Here is a 25,838-nt window from a genome sequence, read left to right as displayed (position 1 = left end):
ATGGACACGTCGGAGGACATTTTGCAACAGGCATCCCCGGACCTGGTCCGGGGATCGGAGACGGCGCGCCGCAGCAAAGCGGCGCGGCTGTCACCCTCCTTCATCTCCTGGCTTCAGGCCGGGCCGATGATGCTGGTGTTCCTCGCCTTCTTCCTGATCCCCCTCGTCTTCGTCGTCATCGTCTCGTTCTGGGACTACAACGAATACCAGTTGCTGCCGGCCTTCTCGGGCCGCGGTTACACCGACACGTTCGAAGGCTGCATCGCGCAGCTCCCCGATCTCTGCACGATCGCCAAGACTTATCTGAAGACGCTGAAGCTGTGCTTCCTCGTGTGGGTCATCACACTTTTCATTGGCTTTTGGGTCGCCTACTTCCTCGCCTTCCACGTCAAGTCGAAGACCTGGCAGATGGGACTGTCGCTGCTCTGCACGATCCCGTTCTGGACCTCCAACGTGATCCGCATGATCGCCTGGATTCCGCTGCTCGGACGCAACGGCCTTGTCAACTCAGGCTTGGTGAAGACGGGGCTGATCAACCATCCCGTTGAATGGCTGCTGTTCTCCGAATTCTCCGTGGTGCTGGCACTTGTGCACCTCTTCACCTTCTTCATGGTGGTGCCGATCTTCAACTCGATGGTTCGCATCGACAAATCGCTGATCGAGGCCGCCTATGACGCCGGCGCGACCGGTTTCCAGACCCTCGTCAACGTCATCATTCCCCTGGCAAAACCTGGCATCGTGATCGGCTCGATCTTCGTCATCACCATCGTGATGGGCGATTTCATCACCATCGGCGTGATGGGCGGGCAGCAGATCGCGGCCGCCGGCAAGATCATCGAGACGCGGGTGAACGCGCTGCAATTCCCGGCAGCAGCGGCCAACGCCGTGATCCTGCTCGTCATCACCTTCCTGATCATCACCATGATGTCGCGCATCGTCGACATCAAGAAGGAGCTCTAGAGCATGAAGGAAGGACGCCCGCGCTCTTTCTACGTGCTCGCGATCTTCTTCGCAGCCTACACGCTGTTTCTCTACGGCCCGATGATCGCGATCTACGTGCTGTCGTTCCAGGGGCCGCAGGGTGGCCTCACCTTCCCGATGAACGGTGTGTCGACTTTCTGGATCGCAAAACTGTTCCAGGGTACCGGCATCGTCGATCTCGGCGCGGCCTTTCGCCGTTCGCTGCTGCTCGGCATTATCGTGATGATCGTCACCGTCGTGCTGTCGGTCGCCGCGGGCATGGCGTTTCGCCGCAAGTTCAAGGCGCAAAGCATCCTGTTCTACTCGGCGATCGCGAGCCTCATCGTGCCCTCGATCATCACCTCGCTCGGCATCTCGCTTGAATTCCGCATCATCGACGATGTGATCAAGGGCACCTTCAACGAGAATTTCGAGACCTCGATGGGCCTGCTCACTTCCGGCCTCGGCGCGCATTTGACCTGGACGCTGCCGTTCGGCCTGCTCATCATGTTCGCGATCTTCAACCGCTTCGATCCCAGGCTCGAGGAAGCCGCGCGCGATCTCGGTGCGACGCCGTGGCAGGCGTTCCGTCATGTCGTGCTGCCGATCATCCTGCCCTCGGTGATCGGTATCGGCCTGTTCGGCTTCACCCTGTCCTGGGACGAGCTCGCGCGCTCCAGCCAGGCGATCGGGGCCGTGAACACGCTACCTCTCGATCTCCAGGGCCTCACCACCACCGTGACAAACCCCGACATCTATGCGCTCGGCACCGTGATCTCGGCGGTGTCGTTCACGGTGATCGCGCTTGCGCTTGGCACCATCCACATGCTGAACAAGCGACAGGCGGCCAAAGGCTCGGACGCCGGCAAGGGGCTTGTCTGAAAAGGGGCTTGTCTGATCTGATGCGGCTTCACGTCGTCAATCCCAACACCACTGCGACCATGACGGTGAAGATCGCCGCTGCCGCGCGAAGCGTCGCCCTGCCCGACACGATGATCGATGCGCGCCAGCCCACGATGGGCCCGGTCTCGATCGAGGGATTTTACGACGAGGCGTTCGCGGTGCCCGGCATGCTCGGCTGCATCCGCGAGGCCGACCGCGACGGCGCGGATGCGCACATCATCGCCTGCTTCGACGACACCGGTCTCGACGCCGCGCGCGCCGCGGCAAAGACGCCCGTGATCGGCATTGGCGAGGCCGGCTTCCACATGGCGAGCCTGATCGCCGCGCGCTTCGCCGTGGTGACGACGCTCGGTGTTTCCATCGTGCCGATCGAACATAATTTGCGGAAATACGGCCTCACCGACCGCTGCACCCGCGTCCGCGCTGCCGAGGTGCCGGTGCTCGCACTCGAGGAGCGCAACACCGATGCGCTCGCAAAAATCTCTACGGAAATCACGGCCGCGATCCGCGACGACCGCGCAGAGGCCATCGTGCTCGGTTGCGCCGGCATGGCCGATCTCGCCAATGAACTCGCCGCCACGCACGGCCTGCCCGTGATCGACGGCGTCGCGGCCGCGGTGACCTTGGCGGAATCACTGGTGCGATTGGGACTGAAAACCTCCCGGCTCGGACCCTATGCGGCGCCCCGATCGAAGACCTATTCAGGTCCGTTTTCGCCGTTTCAGCCCTGATCTCTGCCTCTGACGGGCGCTTGGATGCCCTAAGGCATCCTGATTGCTGGTTTTTTTGCTCTTAGCCTCTTTTTGGTCCCATTCCTTGCCGAAACGTAACGCTTTCGGGACACCCGGTGGCCTCAGGGTTGCCGGTCTTCGCCACTCACCAAGTTTCAATTTGGGTTTTGTCAGCGATGATCGATCTCGCAGAGGACGCACCGTCCAACCCGCTTCTTCGCCTCGGCGCCCAGCCCATCGCGCTGACCGCCGCCGCCCTCCTCCTGCTGATCGCCGGTGTGACCTCGATCGCGATCTGGCGCGCCTATACCGGCTCAGCCCCTGAGACCGACCGGGTGGTGGCGTCGCGGCAGCTTCAGGCTCGGACCGCACAGGCATCCGAGCAGCTGGTCGAGAAGACCAAGGGGCTGGAGGCAACCCAGCAGGAATCGATCGACCAGCTTCAGGTCGTGCAGGACCAGCTCCAGAGTATGAAGCGCTTGCTCGCATTCCAGCAGGCCGACACCAAGCGTCTGTCCGAGCAGGTCACGACACTCAACGAGTCCATCGACGGCCTGCGGCAATCCTTTGCGAGCGCCCGGGCGACCGAGGCGGAGACTCCCTCGGTTTCCCGCAGGAAACCGGCGCGGCATCGTGTCCATGCCAGTGCACGCAAGCGCTCGCGCGGCTGAGCAGCCGGCGCCGCCTAAATTTTTGGACTTGTGAACTGGATCACATTCGCCCGTATGATTCCGAGCGATGCTCGCCGTCACCGGATGGCGTGAGCCGATTTCAATGTCCGGGGCTGGCAAGGTCGTTGACGGTATATTGCGTCAACGGCCTTGTTTTTTAACGGGTACCGCCGCCTATTGGCAGACATCCACGGAGCGGATGCGCCAGCCCGACGGCGTCATGACGCGCTTGCGCACGACGTAGCAGCCGCCATAGCCACCATCGTCGTAGCCGGTACCATAGTAATAGGGATCGCCGTAATACGGTTGGCCGTAGCCGTAATAGCCGCCGTAATAACCCGCGCCGGCGATACCCGCCCCGATGGCGATTCCCGGCCAGAAGCCACCGCCATGCCAGTGGCCGCCGTGACCCCAGCCGCCACCGTGGCCCCAGCCGCCACCACCGTGGCCGAAACCGCCCCGCGCCTGGGCGGCCTGTGGGGCTGACAGCCCGACTATCGCGACCGCCAGCGCCGCCATCATCATCTTGCGTAACATCCACTCGATCCTCCGCGTGGACATGCTCCACGCTCAAAGCAGGATCAAGCTAGCGTTCCCTGGGCATTCCGGACAGCCACGCTGCCTCACTTCCGCGCGAGCGTCAGCAGCCGCGGCAGATGCTCTTGAGCTTCTTGTCGAGCAGCCGGTTCTCGGCGTTGACGGCGGCGTCGGTGGATCCACCTGCGCCGGTCCCGGTGGTGGTTCCGGAGGTGGCATTCGCTCCCGATGATTGCGCCGTACCCAGGCTGTTGGTCCCGGGCGGCGGAGCCGGAGAATTGGCGACACCTCCGGCCGATCCCGCTGCGCCGCCGCTCGCTTGCGCGAACGCTACGGCCGGCATCGCGGCAAGGGCGAAGATGACAATCATGGTCTTGATTGAACAGGTTGCGGACGATGTTGCCATTCGAATGCTCCTTTACCGATCAACCGCCGCATCGATGACCGGTTCCGGAACAATTGCCGTCAGTTCAGCTTGAAAGGGGGAGAGCCACGATCATGCGAAAGCCGATCGCGTTCGACGCTGCAAACCAGAGAGGCGAAATCAGGATGACGGATCGCGATCCTTTTGCGGAGGGCGAACGCGCCGCGCGCGAAAACATTCCGGCAGAAGCCAATCCTTACTCGGACGGCAGCGACGAACACGCGTTGTGGGCTGCCGGTCACGAGAGGGTCGCGGGTGCGATCGAAGCGCGCGAATCCGAGGGAAGCTGAGGCGCCGCTTCGAATGGCGCGCGCCGTTGAACTACGCGGCCGCCACCATCCCCTCGGTCCGGTCCTCGACCATGGTCACGAACATGTGGGACTCTTCCCCTGCGCCGCCGATCTGGACACGGCGGGCGGAGATCACGCGGCGCCCGCGCGCGGCATTGTCGATGGTATCGACGATCGGCTCGAGCTGCTGTTTCTGCGCCAGAAGCTGTTGGTCGCGCTGCTCGATCAATTCGGCTGCCTCCGCGGAGAACAACTCCCGCGCGGTCTTGCCGATGATCTCGCCGCGCGACATGCCGATCATGTTCTCGGCCGCCTTGTTGACGAAGACGTAACGCAAATTGCGCGCGTCCTTGGCGATGATGCCCTCGGCCACGTTCTCGATGATGGTGGCGAGGAAGCGCTCCATCCGCTCGAGAATGCGCTCGCGCTGACGCTGCTCGGTGACGTCTTCCTGCACCGACACCCAGCCGCCACCGTCCATCGGACGCTCGTAGATCTTGATGATGCGGCCGTCATTCAGGGCGACCTCGTAGACCGCCGGCTCGCGCTTGGTGATCCGGTCGAGGACCGCCGCGACATATTTCGCGACGTTACCGCTGAACAACCCGCTCCTGACTCTGTGCTGGAGAATTTCCTCGAGCGTCGACCCGGCCTGGATCGTCTCGGGTAGATTGTAGATCCCCCGGTAGTTGGTGTTCATCGCGACCACATTGGCCTTGCCGTCGAGCATAACCAGGCCCTGCGGCATGCTTTTGATAGCTGCCGAAAGCTGCCACTTCTTGGCCTGGTACTTGTCGTTGAACTTGTCGCGCTCGGTCATGGCCGCGTCGCGCGCCTGCGCTGTGCCGCGTTCGATCTCCTCGAGCTCGAAGATCCGCGCCACCGCATCGCGGAAGTTCTGTACGGCTCGCGCAAGACGACCGATCTCGTCGTGACGGCCGAGATGCGGCACCTCGCTCTTGACGTCACCGCCGGCAATGCGGTCGGTCGCTTGCGTGATCTCAGCCAGCGCCCCGACCACCGAGCCCCGCATCACAACGACGTTCAGCCCCGCGAAAACGAGCGCCACGAGCCCGAGCACGAACAAATAAGCCGCGGCATAGCGGTTCTCGTTGGCAAGTTCGTCCGCCTCGCGGGCGCGCTGCCCGTAGATCCGTTCCAGCGTCTCCAGATCGAGATTGAGCTTGTTGCGTAGCGTCCGGTTGGCGTCGTTATCGCCCCATTCGCGCGCTGCGGCCGGACTGATCTCCAGCCCGCGCCGAACAAGTTCCTGGCGAAATTCGATGAACTGCGCGATGCGCTGGCGGAAGCTCGAGACTTGCGCAGCATCGTCGGCGGCGACGGTCCGCTCCATGCTCTTCACCGCCTCGGCGAGTTCGCGGTTACGGCGCACCAGACCGTCGGCGAACTGCTTCATCGCGCCGCGATCGGCGGACATCTAGATGCCGCGCGATTCCATGACGACGGCGTAGATCAGCGTGTTGATACGCCCGACATTGATCGCCGCCTCCGCCGAAGAGGCGTGCATGTGGCGGTAGGTCGTCTGCAGGCGGACGGTCTGGATCGACATCACGAGCAGGAAGGTGGTGACGATCGCGAGAAAGCCGGCAATGCTGTAGACTTTCTCCGCAACGCTCAGGGTATCCGCGCCGCGAGCGAAACGAACGAGCTTTTTCACAAATTTGGTTCCGGCGCCGAGTCCGGATCCCAGCGCCGCAGATGGCGCCACTCCTCCTGGTTGAAAACGCTCCAGGATAGGCATGATGGCGCTAGCGGAGGATTAAAATACCGGCGGGTGTTTTTACGGTACGGAACCAGATGCCGGCCGCACACGGCCTGCGTGCATCTCAGTCGATCCGCTTTAGGCCCTTCGTGAAGCGCGGGCCGTTCGCGACGTAGAACTTCGCCGCGCTGCCCATCTTCTGCACCTGGGCGTCGTCGAGCGTGCGGATCACCCGCGCCGGCGAACCGATGATCAGGGACCGTTCGGGGAATTCCTTGCCCTCGGTGATGACAGAGCCGGCGCCGACGATGCTGTTGCGGCCGATCCTGGCGCCGTTCATCACGATGGAGCCCATGCCGACGAGTGCGCCCTCCTCGATGGTGCAGCCGTGCAGGATGACGTTGTGGCCGACCGTACAGTTTCTGCCGATGTGAAGCGGAAAACCGAGATCGGTGTGGCAGGTCGAGCCGTCCTGCACGTTGGATCCCTCGCCGATCTCGATCCACTCATTGTCGCCGCGCAGCACCGCGCCGAACCAGACGCTCGCGCCCGGCTTCAGGCGCACGCGGCCGATCACGGTGGCGGTCTCAGCGATGAAGTAATTGCCGTCGGCGGGAAGGTCGGGCGCCTGCCCGTCGAGCTCGTAGATCGCCATGAGGGTCTCCTGTCGGGTCAACCCCAGCCATAGCGAAACGGCAGCCTTGACGCAAAGGCCCGCCGCGCAGGCAGCCCTACAGCGCCCGTATCAGACCAGAACGCCGGCCGCGCGGAGCGTCATCAGGAAGAAGGTGCCGCTCATCATACTCCAGAAGCCGGCGATGACGGTGGCCATCATCACGAATTCGACGCGGCGGCTCTCCACCTGCCTGCCGCGCAGGGTGTTGCGCATGATGATGAAAGGCGCCGCGAACACCAGGAACGGAACCGCCGCGAAGGTCTTCGGCGCCACGCCGTCCTGCAACAGACCGAAGCCGGCGGGCCGCTGTGCGACCGTCTGGTATCCGCTGACGAGCGCTCCCGCGAGCGCGAAACCGATGCCGATCGAGAAGAATGTATTGAGAGCTTCAGGTGTCATCGGAACGGTCCGCCCTTACGCAACGCGAGGTGACTTCCTGTGACAAAGAGTGCCGGTTAACGCTACATTATCCTTAAGGGAAGGTTAACGCCGCCGGCCGTTCCACGCAGGCCTGTCTCCCTTCCCTGCAGCCGGCGAACGCTCCGCGAAATCGCAGCCGCGTGGCATATTCGCTGCTGATTCGTCGGCCATCGGCCGACTTCCGGCTCATTCGCGCGGCTCATGACGGTGTTTTCGGCAATTTCCCCTCAATCTCCCCGAGCGCACACCCGGGCCCATGTGGTGCCGATCGTGCTCGGCGGCACTGCCGCGATGTGCGCCGTCGCGCTCGTCGCCTATTTGTTGTGGCCAACCTGGGGCCCGAGCGGCGCGAGCGCCCCGGACAAGCTGCCGGTGAGCGTCGGCGGCACGCTGTTCAACCTGCCGACCAATGCGATCCGCATGAAGATCCAGCGCCACTCCGGGCCGCAGGAGCGGATCGATCTCGACTTCCTGTATCCCTCGCTCGAGCCGCCGGGCGCGCCGAAGCACGTCACCGCCGATAGTGTGGATGCGGCGATGCAGCCGATCGACCGCATCTTCCTGTCGATCGCCGCGCATCGCGATGCGCTCTCGCCCGAGCAGCGCACCGCCACGATCTATCCGCGCTATCTCGACCAGGCCGCGGCAACGCCCCAGGACGGGCTAACAATGCGGATGTTCCGCGCCGATACGCCCTACGGCAACGAGGATCTCTACTCTGCCGCGAGTCCTGCACTGACCGCGCGCTGCACGCGGGATGCGGCGACGCCCGGCATGTGCCTCGCCGAACGCCGCGTCGGCGGCGCCGACCTCACCTTCCGCTTTCCGCGCAGCTGGCTATCGCAGTGGCGCGATGCGGCGGAAGCGATGGAGAAGCTGACGGCGCAACTGCGCGGCCCGAAGGGCTGAGCGCAGCCTCTGCGCCCCGAGCCTCCAAAACAAAAACTGCGAAAACAACCCCATGCACAGTAGCCAAGTGCCTGGCATGACTTCGTATTTTCGAAGCCAGCCTGCAAAAAATTCGGCCCCTCCCGAGAATTCGTCTTTTCGAAAAAGATTCAAAGCCGCAGGCAATTCAAACGCCGATCTCCTTGTGGCCGCTCCAGCGATAAGTCGGCAGATCCAGCTTGTCGGCAAGGTCTCGACCGATGGCGAGTCTCGCCGCACCGGGAAACGAGAACGCCTTCACGACCTGATTGCGAAACCACAATCCCCATGACGTCCGCGGCGCAAATGCCGCGGCGAAGCGCTCCGCTCCGCGCTGCTTGGCGCCGATATAGCTGCGAAGGCGGGTCTCATAGGCGCTGAATGCTTGCTCGTGGCGCCCGTCGGCGCGTGCGAGTTCTCCCGCAAGCACATAGGCAGAGATCATGGCCAGAGCCGAGCCCTGCCCGGCGACGAGCGACACGCAGAAGGCAGCGTCTCCAATCAGCACGACGCGGCCCCGCGACCAGCCGTCCATCCTGATCTGGCTGACCCGGTCGCAATACAAATCATCGGTGCGCTCGAGTTCGTTCAGAATGTCTGGGCATTCCCAGCGGGCGTCGCGATAGAGATCACGCAGCTGTGCCTTTGCGGCAGGCCCGCCTGCATCGCCGCGAAACACGAAGAGGAACAAGGTGCGATCATTGCACAGCGCGAAACGGCCAATCATCCGGCCCGGCCGGTTGTGCATCAGATACACATTCTCGTCGCGACGACGATAGCCGCGGGTTTCGAATGCCGCGACGCCATAGCCGAGATTTCTTTCGAACGTCCCGATCGAGCCGAACGCAAGGCTGCGCACCTGCGAATGCAAGCCGTCAGCACCGACGACGAGATCGAAACGTCGGCTCCCGCCGCGCCGCAACTGGACGTCGACCCATTCAGGCTGCTGCTCCAGGCCAACGATCTCCTCATCGAAGATCGTTTCAACACCGTCGCGGACCGTACCGTACAGCAGGCGCGACAGATCGCTTCGTGCCAGAGTGACGTAGCGGCCGCCTGTGAGATCGTCGAGGACGTCCGTGCCAAATCCGGCGATACGCCGGCCATGATCGTCGACGATCCGCATTTCCCTGGCGCGATAGCCGGCGTTCTCGATCGCCGGCAGCAGCCCCATCCGTTCGGCGATGTCGTAGCCGAGTCCCCAGAAATCGATCACGTAGCCGCCGCGACGAAGTGCGCTCGCGCGCTCGACCAGCGTCGGCGCGTAGCCCGCCGCCTTGAGCCAATAGGCGAGCGTCGGCCCTGCAATCCCCGCCCCGGAGATCAGAACTGTTCGCATGGAAGGAATATGGGAAAAGCGGCGGCCGATCGCACCGCCGCGTCAGACACCAAATGGTGAGGGCGGGAAGTTCCGCCTCACCAGTCGTGTCGCATCACTCCTGGTCGACCAGATCGTCCTCGAGGATCGCCATCTGGAACTGGAACGAGCGATCATCGTCCTCGTCGTCGACGAAGAGCACACCGATGAATTCCTCGCCGATATAGACTTCGGCGGAATCATCCTTCTTAGGCCGCGGCACGACGCGGATCTTGGGATTGCCGAATACGCGTTTCAGGTACGCGTCGAGCTTCCTAACTTCCTTGACGTCCACGGCAAGTCTCCAATCGAAATCTAGGTTGGCGCGGGTTTTAGGACGAGACGCGACCAACCGCCAGCATGAATTGCCAAAGAATTTGGGGACCGAAAGGGGCGGGAAATCCCGCCCTTCCGACAAGCTCGAAGTCCGCCTCAGAGTCCCGCCTCAAAGTCCCATGGCGTTGATCATCTGATCCATGGTGCGCGACGGCTCGGCGCAGCCGGCTTCGCCGACGACCTTGGCGGGCACGCCTGCGACCGTCACGTTGTGCGGCACCGGTTTGACCACGACCGAGCCCGCCGCGATGCGCGCGCAATGACCGATCTCGATATTGCCGAGGATCTTTGCGCCCGCGCCGATCAGGACCCCGTGACGGATTTTCGGATGGCGGTCCTCGTTCTCCTTGCCGGTGCCGCCGAGCGTGACGCCGTGCAGGATCGAGACGTCGTCCTCGATCAGCGCAGTCTCACCGCAGACGAAACCGGTGGCGTGGTCGAGGAAGATGCCGCGGCCGATGCGCGCGGCGGGATTGATGTCGGTCTGGAATACCGCAGACGCCCGGCTCTGCAGATAATACGCAAAATCCTTGCGGCCCTTCAGATAGAGCCAATGCGCGAGGCGGTGGGTCTGGATGGCGTGAAAGCCCTTGAAATAGAGCAACGGGTCGATGAAGCGCGACGTCGCGGGGTCGCGGTCGTAAACGGCGACGAGATCGGCGCGGAACGCGTTGCCGAGATCGGGATCATCGCGTAGCGCCTCGTCGTAGGTCTGGCGCACGAGATCGCCCGACAGCGCGGAATGATCGAGCCGATCGGCGACACGATGGATGACAGCATCTTCCAGGCGGCTGTGATGCAGCACCGTCGAATAGATGAAGGTCGCAAGCTCCGGCTCGCGATGGACGATGTCCTCCGCTTCGCCGCGGATCCGATCCCAGATCGGATCAAGCGTTGCGAGCTTTCCTCCCGGATTGACCTGATGCACTGCCATGAGATCTGCTCTTTCGAATTGGCTCGTTTCGATGGTTCTATAACACAGTCTAAGCGACAAAGTCCTGACGGGCTTGCCTGAGAGTGAACAGTGCGTTGCCCAGCGGGGGCATGCCAACACGTTGAATCACAACAATTTCTTCCGACACCCCCGGCGGCAAGGTCGGCTCAAAATGGTCAGGGTTTCGCCAAATTCAAGCCGGGCGGCGTCAAACTATTGGTGAATTCCGCCTCAACCGTGATTGCGGGCATGGTCCGAGTGAGGACGGAGCGGATTTGACCATCACCACCGATCATTTGCGCGCGGGCGCCGCTGATACCCTCTGGCTGCGGCTCGCCGCGGTCGCCCTGCCTCTCCTGATGATCGCGCCGGCGCTCTGGAACGGCTACCCGCTGTTGCAATGGGATACCGGCGGCTATCTGGCGCGCTGGTACGAGGGCTATCTCGTTCCGAGCCGCTCCACCGTGTTCGGCCTCTATCTGCACTATGGCGAGAGTTTTGGCTTCTGGATCAACCTCGCGATCCAATCGCTGGCGACATTGTGGCTGCTCCAGCTCACCTTGCGCGTGCTCTCGATGATGCAGACGTTCCTCTTCGTCGCGATCAGTCTGCTCCTGATCCTGTCGACCGCGCTGCCCTGGCTCGCCAGCATGCTGCTCACGGACATCTTCGCAGGGCTCTCGGTGCTGTCGCTGTTTCTGCTGGTCGTCGGCAGCCAGCGGACATCAACGCTCGAAAAAATCTCGCTGTTCGTCTTCACCGCCTTTGCCGCCGCGACCCATAGCGCCACGCTCGGCGTGCTGCTCGGGCTCTGCGTTGCCGGCTGGATGATGCGGCCGTTCCTGCGCGCGCGTCTGCCCGTCGCAGGACTGGCGCAGGCGAGCCTGACCATCGTCGTGGGCGGGCTGATGCTGGTGTCAGCGAACCATGCGCTGTCAGGCAAATGGGCCTGGACGCCCGGCGGCACCGGCGTTGCCTTCGGCCGCATGATGCAGGACGGCATCGTTGCGCGTTATCTCAACGACCATTGCCCGCGCGAAAAACTCAAGCTCTGCCCCTATCGCGACCAATTGCCGGCGACCGCCGACGAATTCCTGTGGGGCAAGAGCATGTTCAACACGCTCGGCCGGTTCGAGGGCATGAACGACGAGATGGGCGCGATCGTCGTGGGTTCGCTCGCCGACTATCCGGCCTGGCAAGCCGGCGCGGCGTTGCGGGCGCTGGGTCGGCAATTGCTGCATGTCGCGACCGGCGAAGGCACCAATGGCTGGATCCCGCACACCCGCGGCATCATCGAGCGCTATATCCCCTCACAGGCCGCGCCGATGCGGGCGGCGCGCCAGCAGCACTGGGGTCTCGATTTCGCCTACGTCAACTGGCTGCACGTGCCCGTTGCGCTGGCCTCGATGCTGGCGCTTGTCGTGCTGCTTGCGCATGCTCTCGCGATCCGCCGGCTTGACGACCTGACGCTGCTGGCGGCAACCGTCACGCTGGCGCTGCTCGGCAACGCCTTCATCTGCGGCGTGATCTCCGGCCCGCACGACCGCTACGGCGCGCGGATGGCGTGGGTCGCGACCTTCGTGGTGCTGATGGCGCTGGCGCGACGGTTTGGCGAGGACAGCAAGGCGCGATGAGATTGGGGTGAAGCGCTATCGCGCTCCAGTTCTTGGAACGAATTCGTCGCCCTCGTCTGCTTGAAAATTCGACCATGTCGGGTTGCCCGACTGCCGACTTGAACGCTGCCACGACAACGTCGAATGGCTTCGAGCCCCTAAGGCTGAAACGCTCGACCTCGACTTTAGCGATTGTCATTGGTCCTCCGTAACTGCTGCAAGCTGTGCATCCAGTCGCCATGTCGAGTTGGGCAATGTCATTCTCCGGATGCCTGGCTCAAAATGGTCGAGCGGAAGCGTGCGGGCTCCCGGCGCCAAAGCGCCGGGAGCGGCACCGTCACTTCGCGAGGGCCGCTTTTTCGATCACCTCAGCGACCTGCTTCGCATGGACGACGAGCGAGGCATGGCTGCCGGCGACTTCCGTCGTCTGAGCATGGATCCTGGCTGCGAACGACTTCTGGGCCTCGGGCGCGAGGACTTTGTCCTTCGTGCTGATGACGTAGAAATTCGGCTTGTCATGCCAGGCCGCAACGTCGACCGGAGCTTCGAACGCAACGTGGTTCAGCGGAAGCTGCGAGTTGGCCAGGTGCGCGGCGATCTCCGGAGGAAGGTCAGCCGCGACGGCTGACGGAAACACCTTTGGATCGATGTACAGATTGCCCTTCGCATCGGGGTGGATCGCCTTGCCGCCTTCGGTCGGCGGACCGGCCTTCGTCAGCGACGCCAGGGATTCACCGATCTCCGGCGCAAAGGCGGACACATAAACCAGCGCCGAAATCTTGGGATCGTTGCCGGCTTGCGTGATCACCACGCCGCCCCATGAGTGGCCGACCAGAACGGTCCTGCCGGCTTGCTTCGCGAGCGCCTGTTTGGTCGCATCGACGTCGGCGGCGAGCGAAGTGAGTGGATTTTCGACGAGCGTGACGTTGTAGCCTTTCTTCGTGAGAATATCGGCAACCGGCTGCCAGCTCGTCTGGTCTACAAAGGCGCCGTGCACGAGCACGATATTGTGGGCTGCCCCCTTGGGCAGTTCGGCGGAACGGGCGGGCCCGACCATTGTCGATCCGGCCAGGAGTACGGCGGCTGCTGAAAGTAGGAAATTTAGCATTGATTGTTCCTGTTGGTATGTCGGACGAACACAGTCCGGGGGAATGGACAGGCGTTTCCAGCAAGGTCGCGGTTCTTCCATCTGCCGTTGGCGAAATGGTTGCCGCACGTCACGTCGGCCCGCCGTGGCATGACGTATTCCATGGACCTCATCGGACGATAGGGACCAATCGTCCGCGTCTTGTGTCCGATCGTCCATGGATCTAGTCTCGGTGGATGGATATACTTACCCAGGTGCTCGATCGGGTTCGTCTCGGCGGGACGCTGCTCTTTCACTTCGAGCTCGGCCATCCCTGGCATCTTGAGTTGCCGGCGCGCCCCTACGCCCTGTTTCACTATCTCAGCCAAGGTTCAGCGACCCTCGCGCTCGAACAGGGAGAGGAAATCCAGATCACCGGGGGCGATTTTGTCGTCATCACACGTGGCGAGCCCCATGTGTTTTATTCGGATCGCCGGGCCGAGCCTTTGCGCATCGTGGATATCGAACGGTCGTCGCCACGCCTCGGCTTCCTTCGCCACGGCAGCCGTGCAAAGCCGCTCTCGACCATGCTCTGCGGCAATTTCACGGTGTCGCGGCCGACGTTTGGCAGCGTGCTGGAGTTGCTTCCACCCGTGCTCTTGCTGAAGCCGACGTCGGACCGTGGTTGGCTTGAAGCCATCCTGCGCCGCATGATGAGCGAGTCCGCGCTCGAGCGTCCTGGCCAAGGCGTCGCGCTTTCACGACTGACGGAAGTGCTCTTCGTCGAGGTGCTGCGAAGCTGGATCGCGTCTCTCAGCCCCGGACAAGGCGGCTGGATCGGGGCCATTTCTGACCCCCATATCGGACCCGCGCTGAAGCTGATTCACGAAAGTCCGGAGCAGCTTTGGACGCTGAGCGACCTTGGCCGTCGCGTCGGGCTCGGCCGCTCGGCATTTTCGGCGCGCTTCACCAGGCTCGTGGGCCAGCCCATGCAACGTTATGTGATCGAACGCCGGATGACGGAGGCGGCGTTCCTGCTCGAAACCAGCGACGAGCCGATCGCACGGATTGCCAACCGGGTCGGTTACGAGACTGCAGCGGCGTTTTCGAAGTTGTTTCACCGGCACATTGGTCAGTCGCCCGGCCGTTACCGGGCTGCGCGACGCGCCGACGGAGGCCGTGCGCAGTTGGACGGATCGGAATTGCAAGTATCCGATTGACCTGGATAAGGCTGTGGCTTTGAGCTGAGTCTCATATGCGCGCTTAGCGAACCCCGGTGCCTGCGTAGAGGAATGGACGGTTGCCCCGAAGGGAGTGGATGGCCCATTGTAACGAGACATTTCAGGATAGCTGAAACCGCCTCATCGCCTCAGCTCCTGCGTGAGAGGAAATCCAGCACGCCGGTCTTGTAGACCTTGTCGCCGACTGCGCGCATGTGATCGCGGTTCGGAATGTCGAGCACTTCCGAACCCGGGATGATGGCGCCGAGCGCGCTGGCCGATCCCGCGACGTCGTCGGTCGAGCCGACCGCGATCAGCACGGGCACGTCGATGCGTGCGGCTTCGTCCTTCGTCATGAGATCGCGCGTGCCGCGCAGGCAGGCGGCCAGCGCCTTGTGGTCGGAACGGGTTTGGTCTGCAAAAGCACGAAAAGTGCGTCCGACGGGATCGGAGACGTCGTCGAGCGAGGGCGCTTCCAGCGCCTTCGCAACGTTCTCGCCCGGCCCGGTGCCCTCGATCAGGCCGCCGATGCCGATGCCGCCGAGAATTGCCGAACGCAGGCGCTGCGGCTCGTTGAGGGAGAGCCAGGCCGTCATCCGTCCGCCCATCGAATAGCCCATGAGATCGGCCTGCGGGATGGCGAGGTGATCCATCAGCGCGAGCACGTCGCCGGCCATGGTCGGGATCGAGTACTGCGCGGGCTCGTAGAGCTTGGCGCTTTCGCCATGGCCGCGATTGTCGAGCGCAATGACGCGGCGGCCGTTCTTGCGCAGCTCCGAGACCCAGGTCGGATAGACCCAGTTCACGTTCTTGCTGGAGGCAAAGCCGTGCACCAGGATGATCGGATCGCCCTCGCCTTCGTCGAGATAGGCAATTTCAACGGCGCCGTTGTGAAAGCTCGGCATCATCAGTTCCGCAATCTTGAGGGGAAGAGGTATCTTAGGCGGTGACGGCAGCGCTTGCCAGAACGGCTTCGGCGGCGATCCGGGCCTGGCGAAGTCGCCGCGCCCGCCTGCGATCGCACCAGGCCTGGGTCAGGCGCTCCGTGGTCGCCTTGATCGAGGACAACAGGCCGAACAGCGTCAAGGCCGCACCGAACAGCCAGAGTGCGAGATTGAACGCCCCGCCGATCAGCAGCAGCGCGCCGCGGCCGAGCAGCTTCAGGATCGCGCGCGTCTTGCCGCCCTGCGCTTCCGCGAGCCGCGCCGCGCGTGCGACGTCCTTCGGACCTTCGGCGATGCGCAAGCTATCCATCGCACCGCGCGTGCCGGTCTTCTCGACGACGCGCGTGACATCCTTGCCGAGCCGAACCAGCGCGCCGGCCTTCTCGGCGCGGAACGCGGCCTTGATCGCGCTCAAGGTCTGGCCCGGCCTCAGCACCGAGCCGGAGGCAACCGCGTTCTGGAGCATCGGCGTATCGACGACCTCGCGCGCGGACCGGCCGGCCCATGCCGCCAGTCCCTCGCCGAGCCGGCCCACCTTCCGCGCGTCCTTCACCAGCGTCAGCCCGGCGCGAACCGGCGCGGCACCGCCGACGGAGACGTAGGTCACGGCCGTGACCGCGAGACCCGCGGCCGCGAGGCCCAGCACCAGGCGATCGGTCTCCTCGCCCATGGCGAGGTGCTTGCCCTCGCGCACGACATCCCTGATGTCGCCGATGACGAAGAGATCGCCGGCCACGGTCCCCGACAGGCTCGCAACATCGTCCGCGTTGCCGGTGACGAGACCCGTGGCAAACCGTTTTGCGACATGCGAGGTGGAATTTTCGGCTTTGACCGCGTCGCTGACACGGCTCAGGAGGTCGTCAGGCAGCGCGATGTTGCGGTCGCGCGCCAGCGCGACAAAACTGTCGGCGAGATCGGCATCGCCCGACGCGAGCGCGGCCTCGATGTTGTCCTGAATCATGCGGTCATTGTGCCGCAGCAGCGCGTCGAGCTTGATCTCGGAGAGCGCGGCGGGATCGTCCTGGGCGGCCAGAATCGCCCCGGCCTCGCGGGCAGGCGGTGCTACCTGCGCGAGCATGAAGCCGCAAGCCACGATACCGGTCAACGCTGTGCTGATTCGCAACCACTTCATGCGGAGAGCCTGGACGGTCCTGAGATCGTTGACGCCTAACAGTTGGTCTTTCGTCGCAATTACGCTCGCCCACAGACATAGTATGCCAAAATTGCGACACAACGTCCCCGACGAAAGAAGGGCTTCTCTCAGGCCGCAAGATTGTGTCGAATTTGCATGAGCAAATGAGCATGGGGCATTGCGGAGCTTTCGGTTCCGCTGGACTAGCAATCATCCACACCCGCCAGTATGGTCCGCGGCGCCTTAATAATGCCGCGTCAGTCGTGATTGTGTCTGCCGCCATTGCCACTCCAGGATGAGTACGATGTCCGACCATGTCGTCCCGCACTTCCACAACGATGCCGGTGTCCCCGTCATCGAGATCGGCTCGCAAGAGTTCATGTGCGTGGGCGCCAACCCTCCGTTCGATCATCCGCACGTCTTCCTCGACCTCGGCAACGACAACGAGATCATCTGCCCCTACTGCTCGACGCTGTACCGTTTCGCCGCCGACCTGAAGGCGGGCGAAGCCCGTCCGCCGGAATGCGTCCTGAAGGACAAGGTGGCCTGACCGCTTCCATCGGCCAGGGGTGGCGCTCTCCCGAACGATTGTCATCGCCGGTGCCGGCATAGGTGGACTGACGGCTGCGCTTGCGCTCGCGGCACGCGGCTTCCGCATCGTCGTGCTGGAAAAGGCCGAGCGGCTCGAGGAAGTCGGCGCCGGTCTGCAACTTTCTCCCAATGCCAGCCGCGTGCTGGTCGAGCTCGGCCTTACCGAGCGCCTCAAGCTGCGCGCCGTGATCCCGGAGACGGTCTCGATCATGAGCGCGCGGGCCGGCGGCGAGCTGTTGCGCATGCCGCTGGGAGAAGCCGCCGCCGCGCGCGCCGGCGCCCCCTATTGGGTGGTGCACCGCGCCGATTTGCAATCCGCACTCGCCGGCGCAGTCTCCGACCATCCCGATATCGACCTGAAACTCGGCGCGACCTTCGAAGACGTCGCGCCTCACGCCAAGGGGCTGACGGTCGTCCATCGCAGCGGCACGATCCGGCGCAGCGATCTCGCCAGTGCGCTGATCGGCGCGGACGGCATCTGGTCGACGGTGCGCCAGCATCTGTTTCCCGAGGTGCAGCCGCGCTTCTCCGGGCTGATTGCCTGGCGCGGCACGCTCGACGCCACGCAACTGCCGAAGGACTACACCGCGCGCCGGGTCCAGCTCTGGATGGGCCCGAATGCCCATCTCGTCGCCTACCCGATCGCGGGGGGACGCCAGATCAACGTGGTCGCGGTGCTGCCGGGCACCTGGAATAGACCGGGCTGGAGCACGCCCGGCGATCCGCGCGAGGTGATGGACGCCTTCGCCGCGCCGCGCTGGCCGCCAGCGGCGCGCATGATGCTCGCCACGGTCGATAGCTGGCGGAAATGGGCGCTGTTCGGCGTGCCTGACGACTGCCCCTGGAGCAACGGCCCGGTCGCGCTGCTCGGCGACGCCGTGCATGCGATGCTGCCGTTTGCAGCCCAGGGCGCCGGCATGGCGATCGAGGACGCCGCGGTGCTCGCGCTGCATTTGAGCCTTGAGGTCGCCGAGAGCACCGCGGGCATCACAGCTGCGCTGAGACAATACGGCCGTACGCGCCAGGCGCGCGTCCGGCGGGTGCAGCGGACCGCGCGGCAGCAGGGCCGCATCTATCATTTCACTGGGCCGCTCGCGTTCGCGCGCGATCTTGCGGTGCGCGCCCTCGGCCCGGAACGCATGCTGGCACGGCAGGACTGGATTTACGGCTGGCGACCCTGATGCGAGGCGCCGGTTTCAGCGCACTGCTCTTGTCGATTTCGGGGCAGGCTTGATCGGGCCAGGATTGGCTGCGGGCGCCGGCGCAGCGGCGGGCGTCGCCTCGGGGGGCGTTTCCCGGCACTTGTTGCGGCGCCAAGCGTCATCGGCCATCTGCGCGTGCCCGCGCACCGCGACGTAGTCATTGCGATAGGCAAGCTCCGACACGACGGCGCCGCCCGCGCCGGTCTGTGCCTTGTCCATCAGCCTCTGTAAATCAGCGGTGCGGTTAGCGAGCCCCTTGCGCTCGGCTTCGAGCAGCTTGCAATCGTACAATTCGTACCTGGCAGGATCGGCAAAGGCCGGAGCGACCGTCTCGCTGATGCCTGCGCAGCCGGACAGTGCGAAGCCGGCCGCGAGCAGCGCGACGGCCACGCAGCACGTGCGCAGGCGATATCGGATCAAAGCAGCCATGCCGGATGAATAGTCCCCGTGGATTGAGAATGCCTAAAGCAACAACAGATGTCCGGATTGAGGCTTTGCCTTGTGCGGCCGGCTCGCCTAAGGAAGAACCGCCCCTCCGGCCTGCAAACGCCAATTCCAGACGGCCGGCAAGGGACTTAAGTGATTGATCTCGTTGGATCAAGCGGGCATGGCGGAATTGGTAGACGCAAGGGACTTAAAATCCCTCGGTGCGCAAGCGCTGTGCCGGTTCGACCCCGGCTGCCCGCACCACGAGAGACGCGCGGACGATCCCGCCGATCGCCGCGGCCCCGAGCGCTGATACCTCGTCAATGTTGTCCGCTCCTGCACCGCCTGCCAGCTATCCCGAAACGTCGCTTGTGCAACGCAGCATTGAAGATAGACAGGGGCCTCAAATCAGAGGTGAGCTGCTTGTCCGACGTCAATGCCGACGATTGGGTGTCCTCGGGACACCGGCCGATGGGTTTCCCCGAATTCGTCATCGTGATCGCGTCGATCATGGCGCTGAATCCGCTTGCGATGGACATGATGCTCCCGGCGCTGCCCAACATCGGGTCGGCCTTCAATATCCCCGTCGCCAACCATCTTCAGCTGGTGCTGTCGACCTTCCTGATCGGCTTTGGCGCGGGGCAGTTCGTCATGGGTCCGCTGTCGGATCGTTTCGGCCGCCGCCCGGTGCTGCTCGGCGGGATGGCGGTCTATGCGGTGGCGAGCGTGCTGGCGATCGCCGCGCCGTCGTTCGAGACGCTGCTGCTGGCGCGCGCACTGCAGGGCTTCGGCACCTCGGCGACGCGCGTGATCGCGACCTCGATCGTGCGCGACTGTTACGTCGGCCGCCGCATGGCGAGCGTGATGTCGCTTGCGATGATGATCTTCATCGCCGTCCCCGTGATCGCCCCCTCGTTCGGACAGGCGGTGCTGCTGGTGACGCAATGGCGCGGCATCTTCGTCGTGCTGATGCTCTACGGCCTGCTCGCGCTTGCGTGGTCCGTGCTGCGGCTTCCAGAGACCCTGCCTGAGAGCGAACGCAGGTCGCTCGCGCCGGCCGACGTGCTCACGGCCTACTGGCAGACCGTGACCCATCGCCAAACCCTCGGCTACGCGCTCGCCGCCGGAAGCGTCATGGGTGCGCTGTTCGCCTACGTGTTTTCGGCCCAGCAGGTTTTTGTCGGCATCTATCACCTCGGCCATTATTTTCCGCTCGCCTTCGCCGCGATCGCAGCCGGCACCGCCATTGCCGGCTTTCTCAATGCGCGATTCGTCGGGACCCTCGGCATGCGCGTGATCTCGCACGGCGCGCTGACGCTCTACACCGCGGTGGCCGGCGTGATGCTGCTGACCGAAAGCCTCGGCGCGTTGCCGCTTCCCCTGTTCATGGTGCTCTCGGCGCTGATGATGTTCTCGTTCGGCATGATGGTCGCCAACTTCACCGCACTCGCCATGGAGCCGCAGGGCCACATCGCCGGCACGGCGTCCTCGCTCTACGGCTCGATCACCACGCTTATCGGCATCGTCGTCGGCATGGCGATCGGACAAAGCTTCGACGGCACGCTGCTGCCGTTCTCGGTCGGCTTCTTCGTGTCGTCACTCGCCGCGCTCGCGATCGTGCTGGTGGTGGAGAGAGGACGGCTGTTCAAGCCGCATCATCGCGCCATCGGGTGAGGAACTTCGCGGCGCTCTCGATGTTGTACTGCAACAATCTGAAAAGGCGCTTCAATGGAACCGAAACCCCGTAAAGACCACGACGCCACGGAGCGGGCGAAGACGGAACGCACGCCGTCGAGCGTTGAAAAGACCGCCGTCACCGTGCCATTCGCGAGTGAAGGGCTCGAGCGGGTCCGCGACAGCCACTGTTGAGCAACACGTCTATTCCGTTGCGCGCCTGTTGGCGCTGAAATCGTCCGCAACGCCCTCGGGTGCCGCGCGGCCTTCACGGGGCGGCACCATCAGCACAACCACGTCCCGCGTGAGACCGGGCCGGCCCCATAGCTGCGCCTGTACGATAAATTCCCGCCTGACGAAGTGCCCGGCCCGCCCGGCCACCCCGTCCATCCACCGGCTGCAATCATCCTGATCGCGGAAACAGAGCGCGGCCCAGCCGCGGTCCAGCGTCGTCTTGCGCGGCAAGCCTCCGGGAGATTGATCCTCGAACGGCTGGGCGTAGTGCGGGTGGTCCGGGCTGTAGAAGGCCATCGCGAAGGCCAGCGCATCGTCGCCGCTAACGGCGGCGAGCAGCTCGCCCGTCAGTTCGCGCCACTCGCGAGTCAATTCGCTGGCGGCCTGCGCGTAGAAATTGCGCCCCTCTTCGTAACCGTGATCGTTGCGATAGAGGGCATGGATCGGCGCGGCGACGAGGACGGCCGTGAGCGCGACGCCGGCCACGACCAAGGTGAGGTTGACGGTGTAAAAGCGCTCGATCGGGTAATTTGTGCCGCAGACCACGAGAATGGCGAACAGGAACAACCCCTGCAACGCCCACAGCGACGGCAGATCGGTGCCGATCACGAGCGAGATCAGAACCGGCAGCGCAATCGTGCCGACGGCAACGTAAAAGAGGAGCCGCAGGCCCGGATTCATCGCCGCGAAATCGTCCGGAAACTGCTTCAGCCGCGTGCCGGCGATCAACATCCAGGTGACGGATGACACACTGATGGCCGCCAACAGCCCCAGAAGGAAGTTCCTGGCCTCCCCGAGCGAGCTCGCCGCAGTGCCGTTGGCATGGTTCAGCGCGTAGGTGAAGGTCGGCGCCCCGGTCGTGGCGAGCCAGTGAACATGCGGTGACAGCGCCGCAAGCCCGACGACGACCGAGATCCAGGGCGAGGCGGAAGTGAAATAGGCGCGACGCGCCGGATGCGCCAGCGCGGCAAACGTGAAGCTCGCGACAAGGAAGATCGAATAATATTTGCCGGCCATGGCCAGCGCCGTCGTGAATCCCACGGCGATCGCCCACGACGCCGCGCGGGTCTCGAATGCGCGGACGAAGCACCAAGTCGCCAGCGGCCAGACGGCCAGCAGCACCGCATTGGCATTGAAGCGCTGGGCATGGAACTGATAGGCCGGCGTCAGCATCAGGAGCAACAGCACCAGGACGCGCTTGTGCCCCGTCACGAATTGCCGCGCGATCCGGTCGACGAAGACCAGCGCAAGCCCGGCATTGGCCATCGCCATCAATTGCAGCGACCAGTCAGTGAGCGGAAAAATGGCGCTCCAGCTCGCGGCAACCCAGCCGGTCAAGGGCGGATGCTTGGGATAGCCCCACGCGAAATGCCGCCCCAGCGTCCAGGCCTCCAGCGTATCGGGGTGCAGACCGCCGCCGGCATAGGCGACCGCTAGATAAAGTGTCCAGATCGCGACGAAGCCCGCGATGAGAAGCGGCACCGCCCAGCCCGTCTCGACGCCATCGAGCCAACGCAGGAATGGCCGGCGCCATCGTGCCGGCGTGCGATCGGACCGTTCGGCCATCGCCTGGAATGCAAAATCGATCGGCACTGGAATCAAATGGAGGAAGGAAGGTGATGCGCAAGGACGGCACATCTAGTTCAGGACGGAAACAAATAGCAATGAATGGAAACTGGAAAAGTTTGAAAACGTCCGCCTTCTCAGCCGGCGCAAGGTCGACAAAAGAGCCAAGATCGACAAACGACAACGGCGCCGCTGATGACAGCGGCGCCGCAGGATGATCCGGACGAAAGGAAGAGCCTTCGCCCTACTCCGACTTGTCGACGTTCCAGAACAGCGGGGTCGCGGGACCGTCGAGCACGCCGGTCAGCGATTTGCGCCAGCCGCTCGGCAGGAGATACTGCCCCAGCGGGATGTAAATCACCTGCTCATAGGCTTCCTTCTGGATGTCAGCGGCGATCTTCTTCTGATCGTCGAGCGAGGCGGCGCGAACGAAGTCGTCCTTGAGCTTTTCGATCTTGGCGTTCTCGGCCCAGCCAAACCAGCCCTTCTTGCCCTGACCGCCGATCGAGAGATTGGCGATCGGGTTGGAGACGTCGGCCGCGACCCAGTTGGTGAAGAACATGTTCCAGCCGCCCTCCTTCGGAGGCTTCTGGCTGGCGCGGCGGCTCACCACCGTCTGCCAATCGGTCGCTTGCAGGTCGACCTTGAAGCCGGCCTCGCGCAGCAACTGGGCCGCAACGATCGGCTGTGCCTTCAGGGTCGTGACATCGCCGGGGGCCATGATCACGATCGGGGTGCCGTCATAGCCGGATTCGGCGAGCGCCTTCTTGGCTTCGGCCATGCCATTGCCCTTCACGAGGGTCTCGGCACCGGCCTCGGTCGCGAACGGCGTATCGCACACGAAGAAGGCGCCACAGATCTTCTGATATTTGGCGTTGCCGACGAGCGCGTCGAGAACGTCCTTCTGGTTTATCGCCAGAAAGGCAGCACGGCGCACTTTGACATTATCGAACGGCGGATAAAGGAAGTTCATCCGGCCGAGCGTCTGGAAACCGAACTTGTTCGAGACCTCGATCGTGATCTCCTTGTTCGCTTCCAGCAACGGGAGCATGTCGTAAGGCAGATTTTCCACAAAGTCGATGTCGCCCGACTGCAACGCGTTCACCGCGGTCTGCGAGTCCGGCATGGTGATCCACTCGACGCGGTCGACCTTCACCACCTTGCCGCCGGAGGTCCAGCTCGACGGCTCCTTGCGCGGCACGTAGTCGGTGTTCTTGACGTAGACCGCCTTCACGCCCGGCTGGAATTCCGACTGCACGAACTTGAAAGGACCCGAGCCGATCTGCTCGGGGATCTGCTTGTCCGGCGGCGTCTCGGCGAGGCGCTTCGGCATCATGAAGGCAACGCGGGAGGACGGCTTGCCGATCGAGTCGAGCACGAGGCCGTAGGGCTCCTTCAGCTTCAGCGTGATGGTCTTGGCATCGGTCGCCTCGATGCTCGCGGTGAAGTCGAAAAGTTTCTGGCCCATGCCGTCGACTGCGCCCCAGCGCTTGAGCGAGGCAACGCAGTCCTCCGCCGTCACCGGCGCACCGTCATGCCACTTTAGGCCGTCGCGCAGCGTGAACGTATAGGTGAGCTTGTCGTCGGAGATCTTCCAGTCCGCCATCTGCGGCTGGATCTTGAAGTTCGAATCGGGCGCCACGAGCGTGTCGTAGATCATGTAGCCATGGTCGCGCGTGATGTAGGCCGTGGTGAAGATCGGATCGATGATGCGCAGATCCGAATGCATCACCGCCGTGATGGTCTTGCCGGCCGCAAGCACCGGCGAGGCCAGTGCGGTCGAAAGCGCGACGACCGACAGCGCAAGTTTGGAGGCGAACGCGCGAGGCCCCCGGCGCATCAACTTAAACATAAAAAGTTCTCCTGACGTGAAACTGTTCAAAGGCAGGTTATTGATTGAGCATCCGGTTCGTTCTTTAGGCGAACTAACCTCATGCAATGCCTTTATCTTTTCGAGACTTGCAGACAGTGCCGAGCGCGTCAATCCGGTTTCGCTGCAAGCCCAAGCAGCGCGCGCACGGGCTCCACACGGATCGGTTTGGCTCTACAACGCTCTCCGCCTGCCCTGCCCCGCGCCAATGCAATGCGCGTTCCATGTTCCGAAGCCCAAGAGACATTGGAGAGACATTGAGATGAATCCAGCCAATCTTCCCTTCGATTCCGAAGCGATGCTCCAGGGTCTGCGCGGCTGGGTGGAATGCGAAAGCCCGACCTGGGACGCGAGCGCCGTGAATCGCATGCTCGATATCGCAGCGCGGGAGATGGCGATCATGGGTGCGACGATCGAGCGCATCGCCGGTCGCCAGGGCTTCGGCGGCGTGATCCGCGCCCGCTTTCGGCATCCGAAGCAAGGCGAGCCCGGCATCCTGATTGCCGGACACATGGATACCGTCCACCCCACGGGCACCATCGAGAAGCTGAAATGGCGGCGCGAGGGCAGCAAGTGCTACGGACCCGGCATCTATGACATGAAGGGCGGCAATTATCTTTCGCTGGAAGCGATCCGCCAACTGGCCCGCGCCTCGTTCACGACGCCGCTGCCGATCACCGTGCTGTTCACGCCCGACGAGGAAGTCGGCACACCCTCCACGCGCGATATCATCGAGGCGGAAGCCGCGCGCAACAAATACGTGCTGGTCCCCGAGCCCGGCCGCGCTGACAACGGCGTCACCACCGGACGTTACGCCATTGCGCGTTTCAATCTCGAGGCGACCGGCCGGCCCAGCCACGCCGGCGCGACCTTGTCGGCGGGCCGCTCTGCTATCCGCGAGATGGCGCGGCAAATCCTCGCCATCGACGCGATGACGGGCGAAGACTGCACGTTTTCGGTCGGCGTGGTGCACGGGGGGCAATGGGTCAATTGCGTTGCCACGACCGCCACCGGCGAAGCGCTTTCGATGGCCAAGCGCCAGGCCGACCTCGAGCGCGGCGTCGAGAGGATGCTGGCGCTCTCCGGTACAACCAATGATGTCACCTTCAAGGTGACGCGCGGCGTGACACGTCCGGTCTGGGAGCCCGATGCCGGCACCATGGCGCTTTACGAAAAGGCGCGCGGGATCGCCAAATCGCTCGGCGCAGAACTGCCGCATGCGAGCGCCGGCGGCGGCTCCGACGGCAATTTCACCGGCGCAATGGGCATCCCGACTCTCGACGGCCTGGGCGTGCGTGGCGGCAACGGCCACACGCTCGAAGAGTATATCGAGGTCGAAAGTCTGGTCGAACGCGGCCGGCTGATGGCGGGGCTGCTCGCGACCTTGGAGTAAGGCGCGAGCCACGGCACC

General features: G+C 63.9%; 27 protein-coding genes and 1 tRNA gene. 13 read left to right on the top strand and 15 right to left on the bottom strand.

Annotated elements, in window-relative coordinates; translation table 11 throughout:
• From BRA1253DRAFT_RS36305 to BRA1253DRAFT_RS36290, 4 genes are all read left to right on the top strand, one after another.
• The gene (locus tag BRA1253DRAFT_RS36305; RefSeq protein WP_007602562.1) at window positions 1–960 is read left to right on the top strand and encodes an ABC transporter permease; all 960 of its coding nucleotides are present in this window, start codon (window positions 1–3) and stop codon (window positions 958–960) included.
• Window positions 961–963: 3 nt separating this feature from the next.
• Complete coding sequence (locus tag BRA1253DRAFT_RS36300) at window positions 964–1,842, top strand: ABC transporter permease (RefSeq protein WP_007602561.1); 879 nt, start codon at window positions 964–966, stop codon at window positions 1,840–1,842.
• A gap of 20 nt (window positions 1,843–1,862) precedes the next feature.
• Complete coding sequence (locus BRA1253DRAFT_RS36295) at window positions 1,863–2,594, top strand: aspartate/glutamate racemase family protein (protein ID WP_007602560.1); 732 nt, start codon at window positions 1,863–1,865, stop codon at window positions 2,592–2,594.
• Between the two features lie 176 nt (window positions 2,595–2,770).
• Window positions 2,771–3,265 (top strand): hypothetical protein, encoded by a 495-nt coding sequence (locus BRA1253DRAFT_RS36290; RefSeq protein ID WP_007602558.1) that lies wholly within the window; start codon window positions 2,771–2,773, stop codon window positions 3,263–3,265.
• A gap of 174 nt (window positions 3,266–3,439) precedes the next feature.
• On the opposite strand, the gene BRA1253DRAFT_RS36285 is transcribed toward BRA1253DRAFT_RS36290, so the two are convergent.
• Both BRA1253DRAFT_RS36285 and BRA1253DRAFT_RS36280 read right to left on the bottom strand, forming a co-directional pair.
• The gene (locus BRA1253DRAFT_RS36285) at window positions 3,440–3,802 is read right to left on the bottom strand and encodes a hypothetical protein (RefSeq protein WP_007602557.1); all 363 of its coding nucleotides are present in this window, start codon (window positions 3,800–3,802) and stop codon (window positions 3,440–3,442) included.
• A gap of 103 nt (window positions 3,803–3,905) precedes the next feature.
• Window positions 3,906–4,208 carry a hypothetical protein gene (locus BRA1253DRAFT_RS36280; protein WP_007602556.1) on the bottom strand — a complete coding sequence of 101 codons (303 nt, stop codon included), beginning with the start codon at window positions 4,206–4,208 and terminating at the stop codon, window positions 3,906–3,908.
• Between the two features lie 92 nt (window positions 4,209–4,300).
• Between BRA1253DRAFT_RS36280 and BRA1253DRAFT_RS36275 the strand changes: the two genes are divergently transcribed.
• Window positions 4,301–4,516 carry a hypothetical protein gene (locus tag BRA1253DRAFT_RS36275; protein ID WP_007602555.1) on the top strand — a complete coding sequence of 72 codons (216 nt, stop codon included), beginning with the start codon at window positions 4,301–4,303 and terminating at the stop codon, window positions 4,514–4,516.
• A gap of 31 nt (window positions 4,517–4,547) precedes the next feature.
• Here BRA1253DRAFT_RS36275 and BRA1253DRAFT_RS42430 read toward each other — a convergent pair whose 3' ends face one another.
• From BRA1253DRAFT_RS42430 to BRA1253DRAFT_RS36255, 4 genes are all read right to left on the bottom strand, one after another.
• A complete protein-coding gene (locus BRA1253DRAFT_RS42430) occupies window positions 4,548–5,954 on the bottom strand; it encodes a PAS-domain containing protein (RefSeq protein ID WP_245286044.1) in 1,407 nt (468 codons plus the stop codon).
• Entirely contained in the window at window positions 5,955–6,194 is a 240-nt protein-coding gene (locus BRA1253DRAFT_RS45715) for a hypothetical protein (protein WP_245286043.1), read from the bottom strand.
• Between the two features lie 169 nt (window positions 6,195–6,363).
• A complete protein-coding gene (locus tag BRA1253DRAFT_RS36260; protein ID WP_007602554.1) occupies window positions 6,364–6,894 on the bottom strand; it encodes a gamma carbonic anhydrase family protein in 531 nt (176 codons plus the stop codon).
• Between the two features lie 90 nt (window positions 6,895–6,984).
• A complete protein-coding gene (locus tag BRA1253DRAFT_RS36255) occupies window positions 6,985–7,314 on the bottom strand; it encodes a hypothetical protein (protein WP_007602553.1) in 330 nt (109 codons plus the stop codon).
• A 222-nt stretch (window positions 7,315–7,536) separates the two neighbouring features.
• Here BRA1253DRAFT_RS36255 and BRA1253DRAFT_RS36250 point away from each other — a divergent pair, with 222 nt between their 5' ends.
• Window positions 7,537–8,244, top strand: a complete 708-nt coding sequence (locus BRA1253DRAFT_RS36250; RefSeq protein ID WP_007602552.1) for a hypothetical protein — start codon at window positions 7,537–7,539, stop codon at window positions 8,242–8,244.
• Window positions 8,245–8,410: 166 nt separating this feature from the next.
• Here the strand turns inward: BRA1253DRAFT_RS36250 and BRA1253DRAFT_RS36245 are convergent, their stop codons facing one another.
• The 3 genes from BRA1253DRAFT_RS36245 to cysE all read right to left on the bottom strand — a co-directional run bounded on the left by BRA1253DRAFT_RS36245 (window position 8,411) and on the right by cysE (window position 10,889).
• Window positions 8,411–9,601: an FAD-binding domain gene (locus BRA1253DRAFT_RS36245; RefSeq protein ID WP_007602551.1), complete on the bottom strand. Its 1,191-nt coding sequence runs from the start codon at window positions 9,599–9,601 to the stop codon at window positions 8,411–8,413.
• Between the two features lie 94 nt (window positions 9,602–9,695).
• Window positions 9,696–9,914, bottom strand: a complete 219-nt coding sequence (locus BRA1253DRAFT_RS36240) for a DUF3126 family protein (RefSeq protein ID WP_007602550.1) — start codon at window positions 9,912–9,914, stop codon at window positions 9,696–9,698.
• 150 nt (window positions 9,915–10,064) lie between these two features.
• Window positions 10,065–10,889, bottom strand: coding sequence for a serine O-acetyltransferase (cysE, locus tag BRA1253DRAFT_RS36235; RefSeq protein ID WP_007602549.1), 825 nt, complete (start codon window positions 10,887–10,889; stop codon window positions 10,065–10,067).
• Between the two features lie 275 nt (window positions 10,890–11,164).
• Between cysE and BRA1253DRAFT_RS36230 the strand changes: the two genes are divergently transcribed.
• The gene (locus tag BRA1253DRAFT_RS36230) at window positions 11,165–12,523 is read left to right on the top strand and encodes a hypothetical protein (protein ID WP_007602548.1); all 1,359 of its coding nucleotides are present in this window, start codon (window positions 11,165–11,167) and stop codon (window positions 12,521–12,523) included.
• A gap of 316 nt (window positions 12,524–12,839) precedes the next feature.
• Here the strand turns inward: BRA1253DRAFT_RS36230 and BRA1253DRAFT_RS36225 are convergent, their stop codons facing one another.
• A complete protein-coding gene (locus tag BRA1253DRAFT_RS36225) occupies window positions 12,840–13,610 on the bottom strand; it encodes an alpha/beta hydrolase (protein ID WP_007602547.1) in 771 nt (256 codons plus the stop codon).
• A gap of 215 nt (window positions 13,611–13,825) precedes the next feature.
• Here BRA1253DRAFT_RS36225 and BRA1253DRAFT_RS36220 point away from each other — a divergent pair, with 215 nt between their 5' ends.
• Entirely contained in the window at window positions 13,826–14,788 is a 963-nt protein-coding gene (locus tag BRA1253DRAFT_RS36220; RefSeq protein ID WP_007602546.1) for an AraC family transcriptional regulator, read from the top strand.
• A 149-nt stretch (window positions 14,789–14,937) separates the two neighbouring features.
• Here BRA1253DRAFT_RS36220 and BRA1253DRAFT_RS36215 read toward each other — a convergent pair whose 3' ends face one another.
• Entirely contained in the window at window positions 14,938–15,693 is a 756-nt protein-coding gene (locus BRA1253DRAFT_RS36215) for an alpha/beta fold hydrolase (RefSeq protein ID WP_007602545.1), read from the bottom strand.
• Between the two features lie 34 nt (window positions 15,694–15,727).
• Window positions 15,728–16,864, bottom strand: coding sequence for a hypothetical protein (locus tag BRA1253DRAFT_RS36210; RefSeq protein WP_007602544.1), 1,137 nt, complete (start codon window positions 16,862–16,864; stop codon window positions 15,728–15,730).
• 304 nt (window positions 16,865–17,168) lie between these two features.
• Between BRA1253DRAFT_RS36210 and BRA1253DRAFT_RS36205 the strand changes: the two genes are divergently transcribed.
• Window positions 17,169–17,414: a zinc-finger domain-containing protein gene (locus BRA1253DRAFT_RS36205; protein ID WP_007602543.1), complete on the top strand. Its 246-nt coding sequence runs from the start codon at window positions 17,169–17,171 to the stop codon at window positions 17,412–17,414.
• Window positions 17,415–17,433: 19 nt separating this feature from the next.
• The gene (locus tag BRA1253DRAFT_RS36200) at window positions 17,434–18,636 is read left to right on the top strand and encodes an FAD-dependent monooxygenase (protein ID WP_007602542.1); all 1,203 of its coding nucleotides are present in this window, start codon (window positions 17,434–17,436) and stop codon (window positions 18,634–18,636) included.
• Between the two features lie 15 nt (window positions 18,637–18,651).
• Here the strand turns inward: BRA1253DRAFT_RS36200 and BRA1253DRAFT_RS36195 are convergent, their stop codons facing one another.
• Window positions 18,652–19,086, bottom strand: a complete 435-nt coding sequence (locus BRA1253DRAFT_RS36195; RefSeq protein WP_007602541.1) for a hypothetical protein — start codon at window positions 19,084–19,086, stop codon at window positions 18,652–18,654.
• A 172-nt stretch (window positions 19,087–19,258) separates the two neighbouring features.
• Between BRA1253DRAFT_RS36195 and BRA1253DRAFT_RS36190 the strand changes: the two genes are divergently transcribed.
• Window positions 19,259–19,347 (top strand) — tRNA-Leu (locus BRA1253DRAFT_RS36190).
• A 159-nt stretch (window positions 19,348–19,506) separates the two neighbouring features.
• The gene (locus tag BRA1253DRAFT_RS36185) at window positions 19,507–20,757 is read left to right on the top strand and encodes a multidrug effflux MFS transporter (RefSeq protein ID WP_007602540.1); all 1,251 of its coding nucleotides are present in this window, start codon (window positions 19,507–19,509) and stop codon (window positions 20,755–20,757) included.
• Window positions 20,758–20,961: 204 nt separating this feature from the next.
• Here BRA1253DRAFT_RS36185 and BRA1253DRAFT_RS36180 read toward each other — a convergent pair whose 3' ends face one another.
• On the bottom strand, window positions 20,962–22,557 hold the full coding sequence (locus BRA1253DRAFT_RS36180; RefSeq protein WP_245286042.1) for a glycosyltransferase family 39 protein: 1,596 nt from the start codon (window positions 22,555–22,557) through the stop codon (window positions 20,962–20,964).
• A gap of 244 nt (window positions 22,558–22,801) precedes the next feature.
• Complete coding sequence (locus BRA1253DRAFT_RS36175) at window positions 22,802–24,409, bottom strand: ABC transporter substrate-binding protein (RefSeq protein WP_007602537.1); 1,608 nt, start codon at window positions 24,407–24,409, stop codon at window positions 22,802–22,804.
• A 280-nt stretch (window positions 24,410–24,689) separates the two neighbouring features.
• Here BRA1253DRAFT_RS36175 and BRA1253DRAFT_RS36170 point away from each other — a divergent pair, with 280 nt between their 5' ends.
• A complete protein-coding gene (locus BRA1253DRAFT_RS36170) occupies window positions 24,690–25,820 on the top strand; it encodes a M20/M25/M40 family metallo-hydrolase (RefSeq protein ID WP_007602535.1) in 1,131 nt (376 codons plus the stop codon).
• Window positions 25,821–25,838: the final 18 nt, after the last annotated feature.

Source organism: Bradyrhizobium sp. WSM1253, assembly GCF_000244935.1.
GTDB classification, from domain to species: Bacteria; Pseudomonadota; Alphaproteobacteria; order Rhizobiales; family Xanthobacteraceae; genus Bradyrhizobium; species Bradyrhizobium canariense.
The sequence above is the reverse complement of the archived record's forward strand: the minus strand, read 5'-3'. Positions and strand labels throughout refer to the sequence as shown.